Below are 21,154 nucleotides of genomic sequence, written 5' to 3'. Positions count from 1 at the left end.
AGCCGTAAACAGACTTAAAATCCATTCACGGCTCAACTTTACTTAATTATTATTTCACCCAAGTTCCTTGCATCATCCAGTTTGCACCTCCAGTGGTCGGGGGAATTGCACCTTTGTAAGAAGTAACAGTAAACCAAGAATCCAAACCACCAAAATCGGCACCAGAAAGTGCCGGAGCAGCATTAGGTCGCAGATTTGTTTGGCTTTTATATGCACCCCATGGAGAAGTCAAACCAATAGCATCAACACTTGCAGCAGCAGTATTAGTAGCATCAGCAGTAATTCCAGAGAAGTTTGTTGAAACACCATTTACAACATTGTTTTTGAAAACATAGCTGTTAGATGTTTCACACAAGATACCGGTAGGATATCCGTAAAGAATACTGTTCGCTAAAGTAAACTGACAATTTCTACGGAAGTTAGCACAAGATTTCATGGATTTACCATCAGACATTGCAGACTTTGCTACCTTACCATCAGCGGTACCAACTATTGTCAAGTTACTGATTGTCGGGTGAGTGAACGGAGTTAAAGATGTTCCTTTACTGTCGTTATCGCATTCTATACCATTGGGATCTTTAGTATAATAAGTACTATTTGCATCTACAGTTGCTACCAAGAACTGAAGTTTACCTGTGTAACCAAAGTCGAAGTCAAATGCATCATCATGAGTACTGGTAGATACCAAATATTTACCATTAATTGTACCACCGAAAAATTCGAATGCATCGTCTTCACCGTAGTATGCCTGACAGTGGTCAAAAGTTGTACCTGCACCTACTCCACCGAAAGTAAATGAATTTAATTCATTGTCCTGTGAAACGTTAGCACCGGCATATTCAACACGTACATACTGAATCGTACCGGAGTTATCGTTAGCATTGCTACCACCATAATGAATATCTACATCGGCAGGAAGTTCATCTGATTCAATGCCTTCAATAACTGGATTGTTAGTTTGGTTGATAGGAGCATTACCCAATACAACGAAACCACCCCAACCACCAGGATATTGATGATTAGACTCTGCTGTCATCACAATGGGATTGGAAGCGGTACCTGCTGCGTTAATTTTACCATTACGGGTAATAACTAAAGCAGAAGCTTTTGCCGGAACATCATTGTACAGACCTACAATCTTCGTACCCGGCTGAATAGTCAATGTAGCGCCACCAGACACATAAACCTTACCGTTCAAATGATATTCATTTGAAGCACTCCAAGTCATATTGGTATTGATAACACCGGATACGGTTACCACGTTGGCTGCACGGGTATTACCCACGGGAAGCATCTCTTCACTTTGGCTACATGAAGTAACCGACACTGCTGTAGCTGCTACACTTAAAACACCTACAAGGCTTTTCAAATTAATTTTCATAACTTTTCTTTTTTAAGTTAATAAATAAAACTGATAAACACTGAAAAATCAAAATTTATATCCAACTGACAGAGACAGGTTTATACCTTTTTTTATCCGGCTTAGCACCCAATCTCCGCTATTATAATTCATATTTGAAGTTAAATCAGCATATCCTTTATCGTTATTCGGGTCAACACCCGGTTCATATCCGCAATTGCGGTACACTATCACGTCCTGATTTAAGAGGTCACTGGCATTGAATTTCACTTCCAACTTTTCTTTCAGGAAACGGGCAGAGATTTGCAAGTCAAGTACGTCTCTCGATGCTTCGTATTGGTCATACTTTTCGTAATCTCCGGCAAACAGCAATTTACGTCCATTACGCCCGTAATTCAATGCTGCACCGAGTATTTTTCCCTGATAGGCCAATCCGGCATTCACAGTATATGGAGACAATCCCTGCAAGGGGCGACTGCGGTCTTGCGTTTTAACTTCTCTATCAATCCCGGAAGCAGCGTTTTGCAATCGTTCAAGATTGTATGTAACGTCTCCACTCAGAAAAGTTGCGTTTCCGCTGACATACACATCCTTCAAGAAAGAACCCGGAGCAATGAAGGCCAATGACTTGCGAAGATTAATCTCAATACCCTTTACGCTGGCATCATCTATATTGAAAGGGTGCAGGACATATCGTAAATCCATCGTCTCTCGCGTCACCATTTCAATAGGATCTTTGAATTTCTTATAAAAAGCACTTACCGAAACTACTTCACCTGCCTGTGGATACCACTCCAAACGGAGGTCGAAATTATCCGAATGGGATTGCTTCAAGCCTCCACGGCTTTTCACTTCTATACGGTCGTCTACATTATAATAGTTACAAGGGGTAAGCTCTCTAAAGTCCGGACGTGCGATGGTGCGGCTGTAGGCAAAGCGGGCATTGATGTTATCCGTGATGTTATACACCAGAGTAGCGGCAGGCAACCAGTCGGCTTTCTTTACCGAAACCAAACTATCAACTCTATCCGCTCCGATTGTTGTTTGCACTTCAGTAGTGGCATCTTCCATACGGACACCTGCCGTTAAGTGCAGTTTACGGAAGAACGTAAATTCGCCCATCAAATATGCCGCATGTATGTTTTGTTTCCCTTCGTAGTAATCGGCTTCATTTAATCCGGATAATCCGGAAGGTGCATAATAAATTGCCTTACTTGCGAAGTTCTTCGGGTCATACAACTCTCCCAATTCCGGATGTGATTCCTGTAGTTCTTTCCATGCGTCCCATCCTTCTCCTTTGTTGCCAAACATAGCATGAAGATATTGCTGTTCATAATTGGAGGTCCGGAAAGTTCCCATATATCCGGTCTTGATGGTTTGCTTATTTCCCTTTACTACAAAAGGATGTTCCAGATTTAAGCCAATGCTTTTCTTCTTCTCTTTCAGGTTACTATACATCAAGTGTCCGTCTTCAAGTCCGAACTGGCTGCTGGTAACAGTACTGCTCCAATCAACCAAGCCATCTTCCACATCTCCTTGAACATTTCCCAATGCGTAACGGTCATCCGGATTGGTACGACCAACCTGATTATAAGACGCATTCCATGTCGCTATCAGATTTTCGTTGAACAACCGATGCTCGCCTTCCAATTGGGTTTGCCAGAGCTGGCTGCGCAAAGGGACACTATACTGCTCATAGGTATTAAACGCTGTAGTATATTTAAAAATGTAACGTTCAAGATTCGTATGTTGAAAACGGTTGTTGAACATGTTTCGCCAGGTAATCTTATGATTCTGAATTTCCCAACCGATATTAGCCACAGCACCGACAGAAGTCAAAAACTTATAGCGTTTACCCGGTCCGTTCAAACTGTCTTTAGTTATGGTATTCATCTCTTTATATTCTTCCGTAGTCTGTTCATTACGGTAGGTCAAAGCAGCCACTACCCCCAGTTTGTGTCCGTAACCCAATTCGATAGGAGCACCAAAGGTAAGAGAGTAGTTCTGTATCGGCATAGCTGTGAATTTCTTCATTCCGAAAGTATTTTTCAATGCAGCATTCTGCGTGCCTATTTTACCTTCGTCTTCACTTCTGCCGGCATACCATTGGCGGTCATTCATTTCACCGAACAGCCAGTCGGATTTGAAACGCTTGTTGCTCAAGAAGTCTTTTCCCGTACTCTGGGTGTTCATACCTGTACCCAGACTTATATCGAAAAACTTCTTACTCGGTACCGCTAAGGTTTGTACTTCTATCAATCCTCCGATAAATTCACCCGGCAGGTCGGGAGTAAAGGTCTTTGCAATAGTCACATTATCCACCAAACCACTCGGTATCACATCGAAAGCAAAGTTTCTGCGGTTCGGCTCCGTACTTGGCAGGGATGCACCGTTCAACTGCACATTGTTATAGCGTTCGCCCATACCACGCACATTTACATACTTGCCGTTATCAATCGTCACACCGGACACACGGCGAAGCACTTGCGCCATATTGTTGTCACTGGTTTTCTTCACAAGATCGGCACTTATACCGTCACTCATAGCAACCATTGTCTTTTGCTTGGAGTACAGCGCATTGGCAGATGCCTTGTTATAGGTAGCGGTTACCACCACTTCATTCAGCATCTCTGTCTCATCTTGCAGGATTACATCCAACGGAGTGGTTCTTCCTCCTGCTACTTTCACGTCGCTGATGCGCATTTTCTGATACGAGATACAGCTCACTTCTACCATATAGGTACGTGCCGGCACATCTTTCAGTGTGAAGTTTCCCTTAATGTCCGTTGCCGTACCGGTGTTGCTGCCGGCAATGACCACCGTAGCTCCCGGTATCGGAAATCCGTCCTTATCCAGTACGGTTCCCGTGATAGTTCCCTTTCCGGAACTTTTCTTGTTTTTATTATCGTCCTGATATACGGAATATGATTCCGCTGATACTTTCTTATATGAATAATCGGTGTTTGAAAGACTGTTGGATAAATCCACCTCTACTGAATTGCGCTTGGTCGCAGCAGGCACACTAATGGCTTTCATATTCTTCCCGTCGAATGCAACCTCTACCTTATACGTCTTGGCGATGCGGTTCAACCGTAGTTCCAGTGCCTCTGCCGGATAGCTCGTTGCCTTTTGGTCGTCACTCGCATGGCAGACCGACGATAGCAGCAACATTCCCAGTAGGAACAATATGCCCGTTCGTAATCTCATTTTCTTATTACTCCTTTTCATCTTTAATTCGTTAATATTTTACTTAATAAATCACTTATTTTCAATTAGTTAAACTTTCATTTTTCATTTCCGAAAAGACAAGGCAATGGCCGTTTCCCTTTACATAGGGAAATTTCTCTTTCACGTATGCAGCTCGTCACCGCATACCACAGGCTTGTCTTTCTTTATTCTTTCGTTACGCGTGCAGTCCTCGTAAGGTGGCGCGTGGATGTATATGGTTACCGGCTTACAACAATCCGGTTGTCACTGATTTCATATCGCGTACCGTAAATGGCACATATATTTTTCATCACATTATTTACTCCGGATTGTTCCAGCCTATACGAGCAATAATTGATTCGGGCGTCCGCAGGTATGGCATCCTTCTCTATCACCAGTTCCCGGTGGAAACGGTTCTTCACCCTTATTTTCAGCTCCTCTACCGTAGCATCCTCCAGTACGAAACCACCGGTAGTCCATGCTCCGATATTATCGGGATTCACCGTGTCATGCGAAACTCTGTTGGCTGCCTTATCATAAACCACCCGGTCGCCACAGTGGAACTTACCGAAAGATTGCTCCCCTTTCGCCACTTCCACACATCCAGTGCGGACTGCAACCTGGCTCTCCACTGTCCCGCCGTAAGCTACCACATTGAACGAGGTTCCGTGTACAATGGCATTAATCTCTTTCGTCTTTACGATGAAGGATTTCTTCTTGTCCTTTGCCACTTCAAAGAAGGCTTCTCCTGTCAAGGCCACCGTTCTGTCTTTCTTTCCGAAATTATTCGCAATGCTCAGATTACTGCCGCCTGCAAGGTAAACAACCGTGCCGTCTGCCAGGTGAAGCACACTGTCATTCCGGCATTGGATTACATTGCATGCCATGGCATCCGTACTATCCGCAAGCTTTTCACTCACAGAGTATGAAATTCCCATCACCAATAGAACGCTTGCTGCAACTCCTACTCCCGCATACTTTATACTATGGAAGAACTGCAATCTCTTTTCTTTCTTCACCTTGCTACTCTTGCCGATAACATCCATAATTATTTTGGAGATGCCGTCAATCTGCTTGAGTTCATCTTCGGTAGCATTTCCTTCTTCAAGTTTCGAATAGAGGGAATCTATATGGTTCCATACGCGTTTTTCTTGTTCAGGTGTTACTTTCGTCCTGTTTCTCCAAAATTTAATCATATCAATTATCTGTTTTTTATTTGTTCTACATTCAAGTTCCCGCATCACTTTGAGAACCTTTACACTAATAAATCGTTTGATACCCTCAAAACCTTCCTTTAAAAAGAGTTAAAACTAAAAGGTTCCTGCATTTATCCCTGCTTTTTAACTTTCCCATTATATTCCGATTTATAGCTATCACTTATATACATTATCCTGTCCTCCGGCCGATTACCCTGCCAAATATTACACTTCTGTTTCACGCACATTACAGCCATGTAAATTTTAACGACCTATCTATCTTTTTAATGGACTGTCACAACTCTGAAATAACCTCTTTTTACTTTTGAGGCACAAAATCCTAAAAAGAAGTATGAATAAAAATGTATCAAATCAACTAAAGAAACTCCAGGCAGACCGGATATTGTTACAGGCAATCGCCACATCGGCCGATTCTGAAGCATTTTTAATTCTTTATGACCGGTATGGGCAAAAGCTGTTACGGTATTTTGATAATGTAACGAACGATACTGATACCGCCTTGGATTTAAGCCAGAACTTCTGGCTATACATCTGGCAAAATGCATCCCGGCTCATATACGAAAACATGGACTCGGCTGAAAGCCTTTTCTTCAATATGGCAACGAAACGTGTAGTCGATTACTACCGTTCTCCCAAGTGTAGTAAAGAAAGCCCGCTGGATGATTTTCTCAATCTACCCGACAATGATTCATCCTCTTCATCACCCGAATCCGACTATTGTGCCGGGGAGATTCGCAAGATAACAGAGAAGGTACTCAATAAATATCCCGAACTGGACAAACAGGTTTTCATCTGTCAGAAAGAATTGGACTATCCTGCCCAACGAACCGCCAGCCAGTTCAATATCAGCATTGAAAGCATTTACAAGAAGGTATCTATCATAATGAAGGATTTACGCTTCCAGCTCAAACTGGCCGGGTATTACTACAGCCTGCTCACGTGCATCTGCTTTTGCAGCTTGTCATAACACAACGGTCCCGGAGGTTTCTTAATCGTATATTCTTCCCCATTCTAAACTTTCAAAGTAATATTTATACTCCGCATTCTTTTCCCACTTTCTCAGAGGAACATAAACGCTCAGTCCGCAATATCTATTTCTGTCAATAGCCACATTCTTAAACGAAACCGTAGCTTCTGTATAAACAACTGTCTTTTCTAATTGGGCCTCCAATATGGCATCATCCGTACTCTTCAAGCGATTCACCATATCTTTCAGGTCGAAAAACACCCCCGGCACGTCCTTTGTATGATACGCCTGCAACCCGCTTGTGTCCATGCTTTCCACCTCTGATAAATGACCGCCCAGTATCCCATGTACGACGTCATATAGCCCGTCCAGTTGCTTGGCATCCACCAAAGTTATGGTAGCCGAACGCAGCACGTCATATTTCATGCCGTTATAGTGGTTGTAGTATGCCCGGCAAGCCTGTTTCAATTCCTCTGCACCGCCAAACATGTAAGGGAGTACTTTAGCATAGGGAATGCCCGACGCGTCATAGTCGGCTTCCGCCAGCACCTCCGTAGGCGAGGCTATCAGGTAATTGCATTTGTTCCGCACCGCATACAGACCTTCCACGCAGCCCATCAGACAGACATCGAACCAGATATATTCGGCTACATGGTCGGGCAAACTTTCAGCCAGTTCATCCACTTCTATCATGTTATCGGAAGTAGGGACATCGCCCGGATGAAAGTCCGGCCCGATATACCGTGTGCGTGGAAAGTCCTGCTCCGCCTTGCCGCGCGTCATGCGCAAACCGGAAGAATATCCGTTCGGGAGCCATCCCATGGAGTGAGACCATAACACCAGCCCGAATTTCTCCGAGGGCACAAGTTTCTTCGTTTCTTCTATCATTTCCACCAGTGTTTCAATATTGGCAGAGTTGTCTTCTGCATAGCTTTTCAGCGGCACTTCCTCGCCCGCCTGGGTAATCTTGAACAAGCGCGGAGCTTCGTTCAAGCGGTCCACATAGACTACGGCTGTTCCTGCGCTGTGCCTTGCCCCGGCTTTAAGCTGACTGATGCTGTAGTCCACATCCGAATCCATTGAATTATCGGCTATCATATATATCAGGGCGGTGTAAGAAACGGGAGCAGGCGGCAGGTCTTCTTTGTCATTGGAACAGCCGGTGAATACGGAAAGAAGCAGGCACATGCCCGACAAGAAAAGCTGTTTGCAGGGTCTGAAAAATACAATAATGATTGGTTTCATAATGTTGCTCATTAATTATTCTTTCCTCTTATTCTGCGGATATCCCAACCACTGCATTACGCTGTCCGGTCGGTTGGTTATGATGGCATCCACGCCCAACTTTTTCAGCCGCCCTGTTTCCGGCTTGTCATCCACCGTCCACGGGGCGAGCTCCATCCCTTTCGCACGGACTTTCACGGCAATCTCCTCCGTCAGCATGTCGCTCTGCGGGCTATAGACCTGCGGCACAAAGTCCAAACGCGACATTAGTTCCTCGAAGGTGGTGTTTTTATCCTCCACCAGATAGGACAAACGGACATCCGGATATTTTTCATGCAGATAGTTCAATGTACGCGCGTCAAAGCATTGCACCAGCAATCGGTCACCCAGCTTCTTGCTCAACAGCACTTTCATGCGCAAGTCGGCAAACGTCCGGTAATCCGGGGAATAAATGCTGTCCTTTAACGGATCGGACTTTATCTCTATATTATAGCCCACCGGAGCGATGCCATTGCTTTCCGTCAAAAGTTCCACGCTGTCAATCAAATCCGTAACCCGGGGCACGCAGCATTTCACATTCTTCCGCCGCGGATAAGCCGGATTCGGAAGGCTGCCCACATCATACCGCCGCAGGCTGTCATAGGTCATTGCATAGATCTTATAATCCTTGTCCTTGCCGGCCGGAATCGGTTCCCCTTCGGGTGTCAGTGTTTTAACATGGTTCAAATAGGCATCATGTGATACTACTACCATACTGTCTTTCGTCACATGCAAATCCAGTTCCATGACCGGAACTCCCGTTGCCACAGCATGTGTCATTGCAAGTATCGTATTTTCGGGATAAAGTGCCGCACCGCCTCTATGTGCGTGTACAAGGGGAAGTTTCTCTTTCTGGGGTACATGGCATCCACGAAACACAGTCCCTGCCGTTAATAACAAGCAGGCAAATAACCATAATCTACTTTTCATAATTCTATGTATCTGATTGTCAATGTGGCAAATGTAGTAAAACCATATTACGATTTTACTACAAACTAAAGTTCTTTGATTAAGATATTATCCTTATTTTCTTTTTTGTATTCCCAACGATGTTTGCTATTACATCTTTAATGCAATCATTCAACTACAGTTAATGATACTGGAAAACAAATATTTGTAATACCTGCGTAGCATCACCTTATGTAAATCGTTAATGAATGATAAATGCTTCATCCTGTTATTTGTGTTACTTTTTATTGCCATTTACAACATTTACTTTTGTTCCAGCTTGATTTTGTAATAGTTATATTAATTCAATAGGCATTAAATATAAAATCAGAAAATCCGTGAGGACCTATTATTTGAAGACACACAACTGAAGAAGTGCGCTATCCCCAAAAGATAGAGGCACTTTTTTTATGGATATAAACATCCATTTCTTTTTCCCCGATATAAAACCCGATTATAATCATATAAATAATCCGGTCGGCACAGCCTTCCGAATCTTGCCGTATTTCAGTTCTCTTTTCCCCACTATAGCCATTTCCCCTTTTTTATAACCTTGTCATGACTTCACCTTGCCGTAGTTCAGGGTGCGAAGCTACGGCCGGGGCCCCTAAAAATCTGCAAGCCCGCTTCGCGCCCTACGGGTTTTGGCGAAAATTTTTCAATCCGTCCAGTGGGGCGGTTGAAAATTTTTCACCAAAAGCCTTGCATATTTTCTCCCCGTCCGTATCTGCCCCCTGAAACGAGCAAGGTGAAGCCACCGACAAGGCATAAAAAAAAGTCAATGTTATGAAAAAGAGAACTGAAATACAGCAAGATTTGAAACGAGGCTTCGGCTCCGCTCCAACCGGCATTAAAAAATTGGTGAAATGGTTGGCGGTCGGCTTCGTGGCGTATGTGGCGGTGCGTTTCGTGTGTGCCTTTATTGGGGGTGTTGCCGTTGGTTTGGGTGGTTTGCTGCCCACGTTGGCCGTTTTGGCAGTGGTGGTCCTCCTTATCCGTACCGTGTGGCGCATCCTTTGGACATTCCTTTCCCTTTGCGTGTATGCGCTTTTGCTCATTCTTATTTGCGTGATACTCTAACTAAATATTAATTCATTTAAAATCAAACCATTATGGCTAAAGTACATTTATTAGGAGCTAACAGAAGCTACGATAGAGACGTACAGACCGTTTCTATCAATCAGATTGTCGTGTTGGAAGGTTATGCAGGCGGCAGTTATGTAGTCTATGACATCACCCGTGACCGATACGGATTTACTTATCATCTCGTACACACAAGTACGTACGACTTCAGCACATCCGACCTTATCCGCCCGTTATCCGAAAAGTTCGGAATAGGCATCTATTACGACAGCGAGAACCCGACATTTTTAGATCCGTTGGAAACAGCCGCTTTGCTTGCCAAGGCGAAAGAGAAGAAAGCCGAAGAAGAACGCAAAGCAAAGGAAGCACGGGAGGAACACGAACGTATCTCGAAAATCGGTGCGGCACGGTTGCTCCCCCTCATCCCATCGGACGCAAAAGCCGTTATTATCGGTGAACTACGGGTAAGCGAATGCGACAGTTATACGGACTATTACAACTACCGTATAGAAAGAACCGTGATTTTGGGCTTTTCCAAACATACACGCAACCTCTTTTCAGAAATGCGCAAGTATGCGGCCAATTTTGAGGGAACAGCCCATTTGGCCGAATATAACGCAGACTACGAACACCGTGAAAATTACAGCATGGGAGACGGTATGTATTTGGGCAGGAACAAGTACAACGGTTGGACGATTAGTAAAGAACCGATTTACAGCCTTGAAAAACTCTTGGAACGGTATGCGCATACGGCAGGGGATGAAGCGAACATTTGTCTGAAAACAACGCAGCCCCCGACAGACACGGCCGAACAGCCGACAGTATCCGCAGACCTTTCTGCACTTAACCTTGAAATCGTAGAGTACAGTGAAAAGGCGATAGCCGTATTCGGTGATACCAAGCCGATAAAGGACGTTCTCAAAGGCTTGAACGGTCTTTTCCGTGCGAACCTCACCTATAACGGTGAAAGGCGTGCAGGGTGGATATACAGCAAGAAGCAGGAGACGAAAGTAAGGGAAGCACTTGCAGCGTGCATCCAAGCATAAGAACACCCACAGCAGGGCGGAGCAATCCGCCCCGCTATCTAAAAACTTCTAAACACATATAACGATATGAGAACAGAAACAAGAACATATACCCTTTATCAGATAACCGAGTTATCCGAAGAAGCCAAAGAAAAGGCGCACATCGAATGGTTATGCAACCGATACTTTTACGGCTGGACGGGTGAGAACCGACAGACCCTTGATACCTTTTGCGAACGCTTCGGCATTGTGTGCCGCAATTGGAGATATGACGCATACAATTATAGCTATGACTATCGGAGCAGACAGGAAGACTGCATAGACAGGTTAAACGGCTGGCGGCTGGCAACCTATCTGACGAACAACCATTGGAGCGACCTATACGCCCCCAAATATTTTTGGAAAGGGACGAAAGGAAGAAAGAGCAGAATCTTTATAGATACTTGTTGCCCCCTTACGGGATATTACATAGACAACTATATTCTTGCCCCGATGTATGACTTTCTAAAATCCCCGTCAGAGAACGTTACGTTTGACAATCTTATAAATGCTTGTCTTCGCAGTTTTTTCCGTGCCTGCCGGGATGATATGGAAAGCACCCAAACGATGGAATACTTTGTAGAGGAATGTAACGCCCACAATTGGGAATACCTTTCAGACGGAAAGTTATTTAATTAATTATCAACATTTTAAAATTTATCATTATGAAAACGAGCAAAAAAGTACAGAAGAACAACGTTGTACAAAAATCAGAGAAAGCGACAGCAGAAGTAAAAGTAACCGCTTTGGCAGTCATCCAAAAGCCGATGATGTTAATCGGTGGGCCGAATGTGCCTGCCGCCACTGAAGAAGCACCGCAGCCAGCCGAGTTTAAAACCCCGCTTGCAACGGCTACAGCCGAAACCGACCTTGACATAACCACCGTGCAGCCAAGCGCAGAGAACCACCGCAAGACATTCAATGACGCATCTTTGCAGGAACTTGCGGACAGTATCCGGGAAGTAGGCGTTTTGCAGGCTATCGCAGTACGCCCACGCACGGCAGGAGGCTACGAAATCATTTACGGTGAACGCCGTTACCGTGCCTCATTGCTTGCAGGAGCAAAGACGATAAAGGCAACCATATACGGCAACATCACGGATGATGAAGCGGAAGATATGTCACTGAGTGAAAATTTGCAGCGTGAGCAGGTACGCCCCACCGAAGAAGCGAGAGCGTTCAAACGCTTGCTTGAAAAAGGACGGTACGATATGTATTCACTCGTCAGCCGTTTCGGACGGAGCGAGAAATATATCTATACCCGCCTAAAACTGAACGAACTGTATCAGCCTATCGGTGAACTGTTGGACAATGAAACAATCACCATCAGCGTAGCCGAGGAAATAAGCACCTATGAACCGCACATCCAAAAGGACGTTTACGAGAAGCACCTCAAAGAGGGCAGCGGAGACAATTGGACGGGATATACATTGAACCTCTTTAAAAAGCATTTTGAGAAATACTATACCACCGACCTTGCACAATACAAGTTCGACAAGACGGAATGCAGGGAATGTGTACACAACGCAGCGAACTACAACCTTTTTGCCGAACATAACGGGTGCGGACATTGCACCAACCGCAAGTGTTTGGAAGCCAAGAATGCCGCATTCGTGGCAAAGGAGACGGAGAAACTGTTGAAATCCGATCCGAAATTGGTGATAGCCCGACCCTATTACGGTGGCATGAACGAAACGGCACTTCAAAAACTCGACAAGAAAGGGCACGAGATAAAAGAACTGAATTACACCGTTTCGGCACAGAATTTCCCCAAAGCCCCCGAAGTACCGCAGCAGGAAAAATTCACCAACCCGAAAGAGTATGAAGAAGCCGTAAAGACGTTTGAAAAGAAACAGACGGACTACACCCTAAAAGTGGAGGAACTCAACCGCAAGCAGGAAGAAGGCAGGATAAAGACCTATGTAAAGGTAGGGCAGAGAGAACCCGAACTTTGCTATGTTGAGATAAACAAGAAAGAAACCGCCCCCGTCACCATCGAAACATTGCAGGAAAAGGACAAGCGTTTCAAACAGTTGTCCGTAGAGAAGGTTGTAGCCGATACAAAGAAAGTAGTTCGTGAAAACGACTATCCCGAAAGCCCTTTCACGCAGTACGAGGACGGGATGATGTATTTCATCATGCTGACCAGACTGCAAAGAAAGCATTATCCGCTTTGCGGCATCAAAGACCAGCCGTTGCCGCTGGACGAAAAACAACGCATGAAGATTGTAGCCAAGTTGACGGACGCACAAAGAACGGTCATCAAACGGGACTTCATCAGTCATTTTCTTTGCGAGGACGCTTACGGAGACAACAGCGCATCCAAACTGTTGAGGGACTTCGCAAACATGCACTTCCCCGACCAGTACGGACTTGCCAAAGCCACCCACGAGGAAGAATATCAGAAACGTCACGAACGTTTGGACGAGAGGATAAAGGAAATGAGGAAAGCGGAAAAGGCGGCAGCCAAAGAAGCGGGACAACAACCGACAACGGCAGCCGAAAAGACGGAAAAGAAAGTCACCTCCCCGAAAGCGGAGAAACTTGATAGCGGAAAAGCCGCTTAAAAACAGCAGGCGTGCCGGAGACAATTCCGGCACGTTTTTCCCACCCATGCGGCAGGGAAGGGTCGGACGACCCCACCCACACCGCCACCGTAATCACCTTTCACACCGTCAATGTATGAAATACATCAGAATATCCCCGAACGTTGAATATTCCACCGATAGGGAATTTTTCCTTGAAAATCAAATCATTTGCATGGTAAGTAAAGAAGGCACCAAGTTTTGCAGCCTGATAGAGAACCGGTTGTTCATGCGTTCGCCAAGCCGCCATATCAGCAGGCGGATGCAACTGAACATCATGCGGGAAATCCATGAAGACATCTGCCGCCTAAGATATGGCGGCGAACCCGTGGACTGACCTGCCACACCCCACACCTGCAAAAGACATCTTAAAAAAGTCGGGCAATCATAATGCGGTTGCCCGGCTTTTTTCTATTTTTGTGCAGTTGAATTTTAAAAAGATAGTTAGAAGACAAAAAAAGTTGAATGATTACATAGTATAATAGCTTTTAGCTGTTTATTCTACTCTCAAAACGACCAATTTTAATGCAGGAGAATAAACGGGCGAAGTCCTTGTCATACGCTTATGGCACGGTCTTAACTCGTTTCCTGCATGGGTGCTTGGTCGTACCTGAGAGTAAAACTTGTTAAGTACCGTGCTTTTTTCGGTACCTAGCAGGAAGTTACGGACAAGGTACTAATCAATAAACCATAGCAAGATGTATAATAAGAACATTGCCATAACCGGCAGTACCATTGAAAAGACAACAAAATACGACCAATTCAGAGAAGATAAAATCCGCATGGAACTCTACCGGCGCATTCTTTCACTGTATGATGAAGGATACCGCACATTCTCCTGCCACCTGAATACTTATATCGGGCTGTTGGCGGCCGATACGATAGTCATGTTGCGCGACGCGGACAAATGCCCGGACATCATTCTTTCGGCAGTCATACCCGAAACACCTTATCCGGCCGGCGCCGACAAGCTTTATTGCGCCTTATACGACGATTTGCTCAAACAGGCGGGCAACAGAGAAACGCTTTCAGAAAAAGACAGTCTTCAAGAAGTGCTTACAAGCAGTCACATCGTCTGTTACTATGAAGACACTTCGGATGAAATCGGGCAGGTGCGTGCATTGGGCATTCCCTATACCAATATCCGGAAAATGATATAGGCACCTATTCTTTGCCGCAGGTTATAGCAGTTTTTCCAGCCGGGCTATCCGTTTTTCTGTTGACGGATGCGTACTCATAATATATTCGGTGAACGAAGTCCGCTCCCCGCCCGTCTCCGCCACCGCCAACCGTCGCAGGAACGAGAGCAGGCCCTCTCCGCAACCGTAGCGCACCGCATACGTGTCGCAACGGTATTCGGCGTATTTGTTGATATTCACGTCGGCTATCCGGCTGAGACCGTAAATCGTGTGGTGCAACAACTTGTAGGCACTCCACCACAATTTCGCTATTCCCCCCACGGCAAAACGGACGGCAGGCACCACACCGATCATAAAGTTCCCAATCACCCCGAAAATCAGGGAAGGAATAAGGAACAGCCCGTACAGACAACGGTAGCCCAGCGACTGCATCGAGAAAAGAAGCACCTGATAGACGAAATCATAATGCGATATATGTCCCACTTCGTGGCAGATGATCCCTTTGAGTTCCTCATCCGAGGCCGCACCGAGTATGCCGCCCGTCAAACCGATAGTGTTGAAGCCGAAAGTCACGGCGTTCGTGCGTGCGTCCCTGTTACGGTAAATGTTCAGCTTCCTTTCCATCCCCATTTCCAGGAGCAGGCGTTCCAGCCGTGCCCGTTCATTGGCATCCAGCGGTTTGTACCCCTCTTTCATCCGCATCACCCATACGTTCAGCGGCGAAAGGCTGTAGAGGATATAAAGCAATACGATATAAAAAGGCAACGAATAGACCAGATGATGCGCAAAGGAGTATTGGGCGAACAACCCCGGCAGGAATGAAGGGGCCACCCAGCCGACGATTGCCAGCAGCAGGACATAAAAGGCCGATATGAGGATAATGTTTACCACTGCTACGTAAGAGAGCAGGAGCAACTTGAGTACAATGCGGAATATCCTGAGTGTTGTTTTCATGTGTATCTGATTGATTAATTAACTTCCGGCTAAATATAGAAACAAATTTTGTGCAATCCGGAACAATTACTTATTCATTTGTTTTCATTAAGCAAATTTCATAAAATAGGGGACGACAGGTTGCCCCGCCGTCTTTCCTTGTGAATTTTGGTAACGGCTATTCTTCCGCCGTACTGTTTTCCGTATCAAAGGTTACCGTCAGTTCCCTTTCCCGTCCGAAATTATCACGGACAAAGAATTTCAGTTCCGAGCGTTTGGCGCTTGTCGAACGGTAAAAGAGTGTGAATACCTGCTTCACCGGATTTTCCGTATCCAGCCCCGGCACCTCCGCCAGCGGCCTTACTTCCCGGTTGATAAGTTTCACGCCTTCGCTGTCGAATACTTCACCCTTACCTTCCACTTGTATATATCCGAGTCCATACTCCGCCTTCTCATAGTCCCCTTCACGGTCAAGATAAAAGCGTATCTCCACCGTTTCACCCGTTGTAATCTGTTTTTGCAGATACCAAGAAGAGAGCTTGAAATCATAATCCTGCCGGATGTCTATCGCATCGTTACATGAACTCAAGGCCAGCACTGTAATTAGTGCGCCTATACATATATATAATACGTTTTTCATTTTTCTGTTTCTCCTTTCACTTTTTATTAGTTAATAATAAGGCGAACGCCCAATCCTATCTGCGTATGGAAGTTCCCCGCATCCGTTCCGAAGAGCGCCCTTTCCTTTACCTGCATCAGCAGGATAATCTGGTCTGTCAGCCAGACGTCGAAAGCCGCCGTCAGGCCGCCGCCATAGATAAAGCTGTCCCCGTTCGTCACTGACGCCCCGTCAGGAAGCAGGGAGGTTCCCCAGTTGACTGTCTCAAAACCACCCAGCGCGGAAAGCCCGATACGGAAGCATACGTTCCGGCCCTTGTTCGATACTACGGGAATGAAGTAACCGAGTTCCCCCGTAAACTGCGCTTTGGGTATCGCCTTACTTTCATACGTGTATTCCTTTATCTGATAATCCAGGCCGTACAGCCAGTAGGTACGGTTACGGTTGGTACGTGTAAAGGCCAGCGAGGTGAAGTAGTGACGCTCACCGCCACTCTTCCACGAAAGGAAACGGTCGACTCCACCTGTCGTAAACTGTACACCCGTTTGTCCCGGCAGGTCACGCTGCGCGTATGCCTTGTCCGCTGTGAAGAACAACGCCACGGCTAATGCCAATATGAATAGTATTCTTTGCATATACATTATATTATATGGAGGTTATTATTTCAGGTGCAACTCACTGATTGGTTTTGCCGCCACAAGGTCGGTATTCTCTATGCGGAATGACTGGTGACGGGCACCGCCCTTTTCGTAAACCTCCACGACGAGCAGCTTGTCATCCGGCAAGGTAAGTTTTGGCAACACGAATATGTTACGTACCGTAGCTTTCCCGTCCACCGTTCTCAGACGGTTGTATGTCCTTACCGGTTCTATGAAGTTCTCCTGCATGGCCGTGCGCTTGGCCACCTTCTTGTCGATGATTTTAAAGCGGATGTAGTCGATGTCGAACGATATGTCCGAGGTGTTGCGCACGGAAGTATGCAGATACAGCAGGTCATTGTTGATATAAAGCCCTTTGAGCAATGTCTGAATCCCGTACTTCTTGCAGCCGATGTGCCTGATGTCCTTTTTGTTCTTCTTATATAGCGTGTACATGATGCGGTTCACCACCAGCGGTGTCTCCCCGCCCAGTTCTTTCAGCTTCACGAACATGCGGTCGCCGGCAAAACCGCCTTCGGGATTGTCCCGGAGCCAGTCTTCCATCTCGATGGAAAGCTGTGCCGGCTCGTCCTTATAGACCACATTAAAAGAATAGAAACAACCGTCGGCGGTGATGACTGAAAAATTCGTTTCCCCCTCAAATCCTTTTACCGCCGCCTTGATGCGGACTACGTTTTCCGCTCCCGTGGCCTTGTCCGCAATGATGTCGAACGAGCCTAAATCCACGTATTTCACTTCCGAGGGGAAAAGGATATGCACGGTCTTCTGGAAAGTCACCTCAATCTTATGCGGTGCGATAATCTGATTGGTGGGGAAAATCTTTGTTTCCACCGGTTCCTGCGCTTTTACACCCAGCAGAGAGAAAAGCATGACTATTGATAAAATAATTCTTGTCTTCATAATCTGATTACTGTTTTTGGGATATTAATAAAAGTTGATAATTCGCTTTGACGGACACTTTCACTTCCCGCATCTTTGTGGCCAGGTATTGTGAGCCGCCGCTAAGTACACCCCTTGTCACGTCCATGACGAGTTGCTGCGAGGCACTGCGGGCAAACGAGATGCTTGTCCCGAAACCGCTTCCGATGTTGGCGGCGGCTTCCTTCATGGCGGTACGCTCCGCGGTATTCGGGACGAAAAGTCCGGCCTGTCCATCCATGTCGTAAGCCGCCAGTTCCACCGGCAGGATATTGCCGCCGCTTTCGATGGAGTTCACGCTAACCGCCATCCGCTGTCCCTCGATACGCACCGTGCCGAATAGCGGAGTGTTTGCGGGGACGAGTACACTGCCCACTTGCAGCGGTTCCAACAGCCGGAACTTGATACGTGATCCGGTAGTCACCGTCTGGTCTTCCGCCACGCAGGCACGTATCGTATTGGCTCCGGCAAACTGCCCGCCGCCTACGGCCGTGGCAAAACCGTAATTACGGGGTATTGAATCCGGCAATGGTGGCGCAGCCAGTGACGATACTACGTTTTCGGTGACACGTCCGGCGGCTATTGCGGCAGGATTGCCCGCACCCGTTCCACCGGCAGTCTGTATGCTTTTCACCTGTCCGCCCGTCTGTCCGGGGAAGTAGCGTGCCGCCATTTCATACGATTTCTCCATCAGTTCCAGCGGGTCTTGTGACTTGCGTTCACGTTCCAGCTTTTCGCTAAGTTCTTTCACCTGCCGTTCCAGTTCGCTCACCCTGGGACTTTCCTTCGGCTCCTGATAAAAGGAGGTAATCTGGCGTGAAATCTGTCGCTGCTTCTCCCTGGACTCGCGGATTGCATCCACCCTCGGCGCTCTTTCTTCCGGCTTCAGCCCATCGAGCGTGTCCGGTGTCAGATAGTCCCCCGCCATGTCCTGCAAGGTTCTTACCTTTTCCTTGCGGCGTTTCTTCATCTCTTCCAGTTCATAGGCCTTCTGTTTGTCGGCCATCGTCTCGGGTGCGATAGCGTCGGGTATCGTCGTATTGATACCCGCCATCCCTTCCACCGTTTCGGGCGCGTCCGGTTTGAAGATAAACCAGATGAACCCGGCACAAAGCAGGGAGAGGAATGCCACCACGCCGTAGAATTTGAGTTTTTCAACGGCCTTGCCGCCCTGCTTCTTTTCCTTTTCTAAAGCGGATTTCGCCTTCTGTGATTCCCGTTCTTTCTCTTTTTCTTCTTTCTTATCTGATTGTGCCATTGGATATATTGTTTTTGAATGGTTGGATACTGTCCGTTTGGGGAAGCACAATCCTTTGGATGTGTTGTACCTCAATCGGAAATTTGTCTTTCCCGCAAAATCCGCCCACGATGTAGGCAAGGTCGATGGCGGCGAAAAGGCCGAGCAGGTAAAGGATGATCATCCTTTGCTGCCGGTAGCTCAATCGCCGCCGCGTCTGCGGAGTTTTACCATACAGCGGTCTTTCTTCGTTCTGAACGAGTGGAAGACCTTTTTCATCCCGTTATCTTTCATACTGTCCGATGTCCCTGTTTTCAATGATTGTAAAACTCTCTATCAGGAAGCCCTGCGGATTGTTGTCGCTCCGGGTTACATTTCTCAGACGGCAGGTCGTGACAAGCGACCTTTCGGTAACGCTGCTCGAACGGATGATGTGCTGCCGGCAATAGGTCTTCATCTGGTAGGGATAACTGTTGAAGTTTCCCCGTATGCTGTCCACCGTCAGGGTCTGCGAGATATTTCCCGCTATCATCCGGTTGAAGTAGCCTTTCTCCTGCAAGTTCCGGTAGTAACCGATGGCGCTTTCATCCGAAAGGTAAAGGGCACGCTGGATGTTGCTTTCAATGGCGCTCTTGTCCGGTGATAGGGTGAAAAACAGTTCGTGGAAACGTCTGATATGTTCCCTCGCTTCCACGGGGCGGTTCTGCTGCACGTCCTGCGAGAGTGCCAGCATCAGCGATTTTCCGTTGTCCAGTACATAGATTTTCTGCCGCTGCGCCTCGGCAAACTCGTATGCCTTTCAGGTGGCGAAGACCGTTACCAGTGCGCATACTCCCAGGAATACCATTCCGAACAGCCGTAGCTGCCGGAACGATGTCTCGATGTTTTTTAATGATTTGAACTCCATGTCTTCTTTCTGTTTTTTTAAGTGATACGTTTAGAACATTTTCTTGATGCGTCCGGCTACCGATCCGCCGACTGCCCCACCGACTGCCGCCGCACCGTTTCCGGCCATTTTCCCGGCACCGCCCACCTTCTGCCCGTAAGCTCCCGCACCGCCTGCCTGGATAATCCACGAGGACACCGTGGGAACGCAGAAATAACCGATGATACCTATAATCATGAATATACAATACACACTGCCCGATGCGTCTGGTATGAATGTCGGGTCCTGCATCTGTTTGATATCCTGCTGCAACATCAGAACCTGTATGCGCGAGAGGATAGCGCCGAACAGGTCGCCCACGGGCAGCCATAAGTAAATACAGATATAGCGTGACAACCATGTGGTGAGTGTACTCTGGAACCCGTCATAGACGGCCAGTGCAAAAGAGATAGGCCCCAGTATGGACAGGACAATCAAGAAAAAAGTCCTCAGCGTGTCTATCAGCAGCGAGGCTGCCTGAAAGAAGAGTTCCAGCAGTTCCCGGAACCATTGCCTCACCTTTTCCCCCATGTCATACACCGCCTTCTGCCCGTACATGTTTATCATCGTGTCCATGTCCCCCAGCGACCAGCCAAGCTCGTCTATCTTCTTGTCAAATTCCTCATCACTCACAAGGAAAGCCTTTGCCGGGTCACGGAGCATCGCTTCCCGTTCCAGTTCGTCCTTCTCTTCCTGATACTTCTTCATGTCGAAAGTCTGCTGTTCCACCAGTGAGGAAGTGGCACTGCATACGGGGGAAAGAATCCCGTTGATTGTCCCCAGCACCATAGTAGGAAAGAACATGATGCAAAGGCCCAGCACAAATGGTCTGAAGAGTGGGAACACGTCTATCTCTTCCGCCCTTGAAAGGGACTGCCACACCCGGTAAGCCACGTAGAACAGGGCACCGATACCCGCCACACCTTTTGCCACGCTTGCCATATCCTCGCACAGCGGTATCATTTCATCGTAAAGCGAACGCAGCAACTCATGTAGGTTCGTCCAGTCTATTGATAGTAATATCATAGTC

18 protein-coding genes and 1 pseudogene are annotated in these 21,154 nt (G+C 46.8%); 7 read left to right on the top strand and 12 right to left on the bottom strand.

The window, feature by feature from the left end; all coding sequences use genetic code 11:
• Positions 1 to 49: 49 nt before the first annotated feature.
• The 3 genes from HMPREF9010_RS26045 to HMPREF9010_RS20505 all read right to left on the bottom strand — a co-directional run bounded on the left by HMPREF9010_RS26045 (position 50) and on the right by HMPREF9010_RS20505 (position 5,763).
• Complete coding sequence (locus tag HMPREF9010_RS26045) at positions 50 to 1,381, bottom strand: hypothetical protein (protein WP_032852449.1); 1,332 nt, start codon at positions 1,379 to 1,381, stop codon at positions 50 to 52.
• 48 nt (positions 1,382 to 1,429) lie between these two features.
• The gene (locus tag HMPREF9010_RS20500; protein WP_229096857.1) at positions 1,430 to 4,567 is read right to left on the bottom strand and encodes a TonB-dependent receptor; all 3,138 of its coding nucleotides are present in this window, start codon (positions 4,565 to 4,567) and stop codon (positions 1,430 to 1,432) included.
• 239 nt (positions 4,568 to 4,806) lie between these two features.
• Positions 4,807 to 5,763: a FecR family protein gene (locus tag HMPREF9010_RS20505; RefSeq protein ID WP_008647125.1), complete on the bottom strand. Its 957-nt coding sequence runs from the start codon at positions 5,761 to 5,763 to the stop codon at positions 4,807 to 4,809.
• Positions 5,764 to 6,115: 352 nt separating this feature from the next.
• Here HMPREF9010_RS20505 and HMPREF9010_RS20510 point away from each other — a divergent pair, with 352 nt between their 5' ends.
• Positions 6,116 to 6,751, top strand: coding sequence for an RNA polymerase sigma factor (locus HMPREF9010_RS20510; protein WP_008647124.1), 636 nt, complete (start codon positions 6,116 to 6,118; stop codon positions 6,749 to 6,751).
• Between the two features lie 21 nt (positions 6,752 to 6,772).
• Here the strand turns inward: HMPREF9010_RS20510 and HMPREF9010_RS20515 are convergent, their stop codons facing one another.
• Positions 6,773 to 7,996: a clostripain-related cysteine peptidase gene (locus tag HMPREF9010_RS20515; protein WP_050428271.1), complete on the bottom strand. Its 1,224-nt coding sequence runs from the start codon at positions 7,994 to 7,996 to the stop codon at positions 6,773 to 6,775.
• 15 nt (positions 7,997 to 8,011) lie between these two features.
• On the bottom strand, positions 8,012 to 8,944 hold the full coding sequence (locus tag HMPREF9010_RS20520) for a glycerophosphodiester phosphodiesterase family protein (protein ID WP_008647122.1): 933 nt from the start codon (positions 8,942 to 8,944) through the stop codon (positions 8,012 to 8,014).
• 804 nt (positions 8,945 to 9,748) lie between these two features.
• On the opposite strand from HMPREF9010_RS20520, the gene HMPREF9010_RS0124030 reads away from it, so the two are divergent.
• From HMPREF9010_RS0124030 to HMPREF9010_RS20540, 6 genes are all read left to right on the top strand, one after another.
• A complete protein-coding gene (locus HMPREF9010_RS0124030; protein ID WP_032852447.1) occupies positions 9,749 to 10,042 on the top strand; it encodes a hypothetical protein in 294 nt (97 codons plus the stop codon).
• A 32-nt stretch (positions 10,043 to 10,074) separates the two neighbouring features.
• Positions 10,075 to 11,091, top strand: a complete 1,017-nt coding sequence (locus tag HMPREF9010_RS20525) for a hypothetical protein (RefSeq protein ID WP_008647120.1) — start codon at positions 10,075 to 10,077, stop codon at positions 11,089 to 11,091.
• Between the two features lie 66 nt (positions 11,092 to 11,157).
• Positions 11,158 to 11,748 (top strand): hypothetical protein, encoded by a 591-nt coding sequence (locus HMPREF9010_RS20530; protein ID WP_008647118.1) that lies wholly within the window; start codon positions 11,158 to 11,160, stop codon positions 11,746 to 11,748.
• Positions 11,749 to 11,774: 26 nt separating this feature from the next.
• Positions 11,775 to 13,676 carry a ParB/RepB/Spo0J family partition protein gene (locus HMPREF9010_RS20535; RefSeq protein WP_008647115.1) on the top strand — a complete coding sequence of 634 codons (1,902 nt, stop codon included), beginning with the start codon at positions 11,775 to 11,777 and terminating at the stop codon, positions 13,674 to 13,676.
• A 115-nt stretch (positions 13,677 to 13,791) separates the two neighbouring features.
• Positions 13,792 to 14,031, top strand: coding sequence for a hypothetical protein (locus tag HMPREF9010_RS26455; RefSeq protein WP_008647113.1), 240 nt, complete (start codon positions 13,792 to 13,794; stop codon positions 14,029 to 14,031).
• Positions 14,032 to 14,392: 361 nt separating this feature from the next.
• Complete coding sequence (locus HMPREF9010_RS20540) at positions 14,393 to 14,854, top strand: hypothetical protein (RefSeq protein ID WP_008647111.1); 462 nt, start codon at positions 14,393 to 14,395, stop codon at positions 14,852 to 14,854.
• A 21-nt stretch (positions 14,855 to 14,875) separates the two neighbouring features.
• Here HMPREF9010_RS20540 and HMPREF9010_RS20545 read toward each other — a convergent pair whose 3' ends face one another.
• From HMPREF9010_RS20545 to traJ, 7 genes and pseudogenes are all read right to left on the bottom strand, one after another.
• A complete protein-coding gene (locus tag HMPREF9010_RS20545; RefSeq protein ID WP_008647109.1) occupies positions 14,876 to 15,787 on the bottom strand; it encodes a M48 family metalloprotease in 912 nt (303 codons plus the stop codon).
• Positions 15,788 to 15,944: 157 nt separating this feature from the next.
• Complete coding sequence (locus HMPREF9010_RS20550) at positions 15,945 to 16,406, bottom strand: TraQ conjugal transfer family protein (RefSeq protein ID WP_008647108.1); 462 nt, start codon at positions 16,404 to 16,406, stop codon at positions 15,945 to 15,947.
• Positions 16,407 to 16,432: 26 nt separating this feature from the next.
• Complete coding sequence (locus HMPREF9010_RS20555; RefSeq protein ID WP_050428250.1) at positions 16,433 to 17,026, bottom strand: conjugal transfer protein TraO; 594 nt, start codon at positions 17,024 to 17,026, stop codon at positions 16,433 to 16,435.
• A gap of 18 nt (positions 17,027 to 17,044) precedes the next feature.
• Positions 17,045 to 17,944: a conjugative transposon protein TraN gene (gene traN / locus HMPREF9010_RS20560; RefSeq protein WP_008647100.1), complete on the bottom strand. Its 900-nt coding sequence runs from the start codon at positions 17,942 to 17,944 to the stop codon at positions 17,045 to 17,047.
• Positions 17,945 to 17,951: 7 nt separating this feature from the next.
• Positions 17,952 to 19,220, bottom strand: coding sequence for a conjugative transposon protein TraM (gene traM, locus HMPREF9010_RS0124020; protein ID WP_008647099.1), 1,269 nt, complete (start codon positions 19,218 to 19,220; stop codon positions 17,952 to 17,954).
• A gap of 262 nt (positions 19,221 to 19,482) precedes the next feature.
• Positions 19,483 to 20,106, bottom strand: a pseudogene (traK, locus tag HMPREF9010_RS20570) (conjugative transposon protein TraK).
• A 30-nt stretch (positions 20,107 to 20,136) separates the two neighbouring features.
• Positions 20,137 to 21,150: a conjugative transposon protein TraJ gene (gene traJ, locus HMPREF9010_RS20575; RefSeq protein WP_008647096.1), complete on the bottom strand. Its 1,014-nt coding sequence runs from the start codon at positions 21,148 to 21,150 to the stop codon at positions 20,137 to 20,139.
• Positions 21,151 to 21,154 lie beyond the last annotated feature (4 nt).

The organism is Bacteroides sp. 3_1_23 (assembly GCF_000162555.1).
Lineage (GTDB): Bacteria > Bacteroidota > Bacteroidia > Bacteroidales > Bacteroidaceae > Bacteroides > Bacteroides ovatus.
This window is presented reverse-complemented; position numbering and strand designations above follow the sequence as displayed.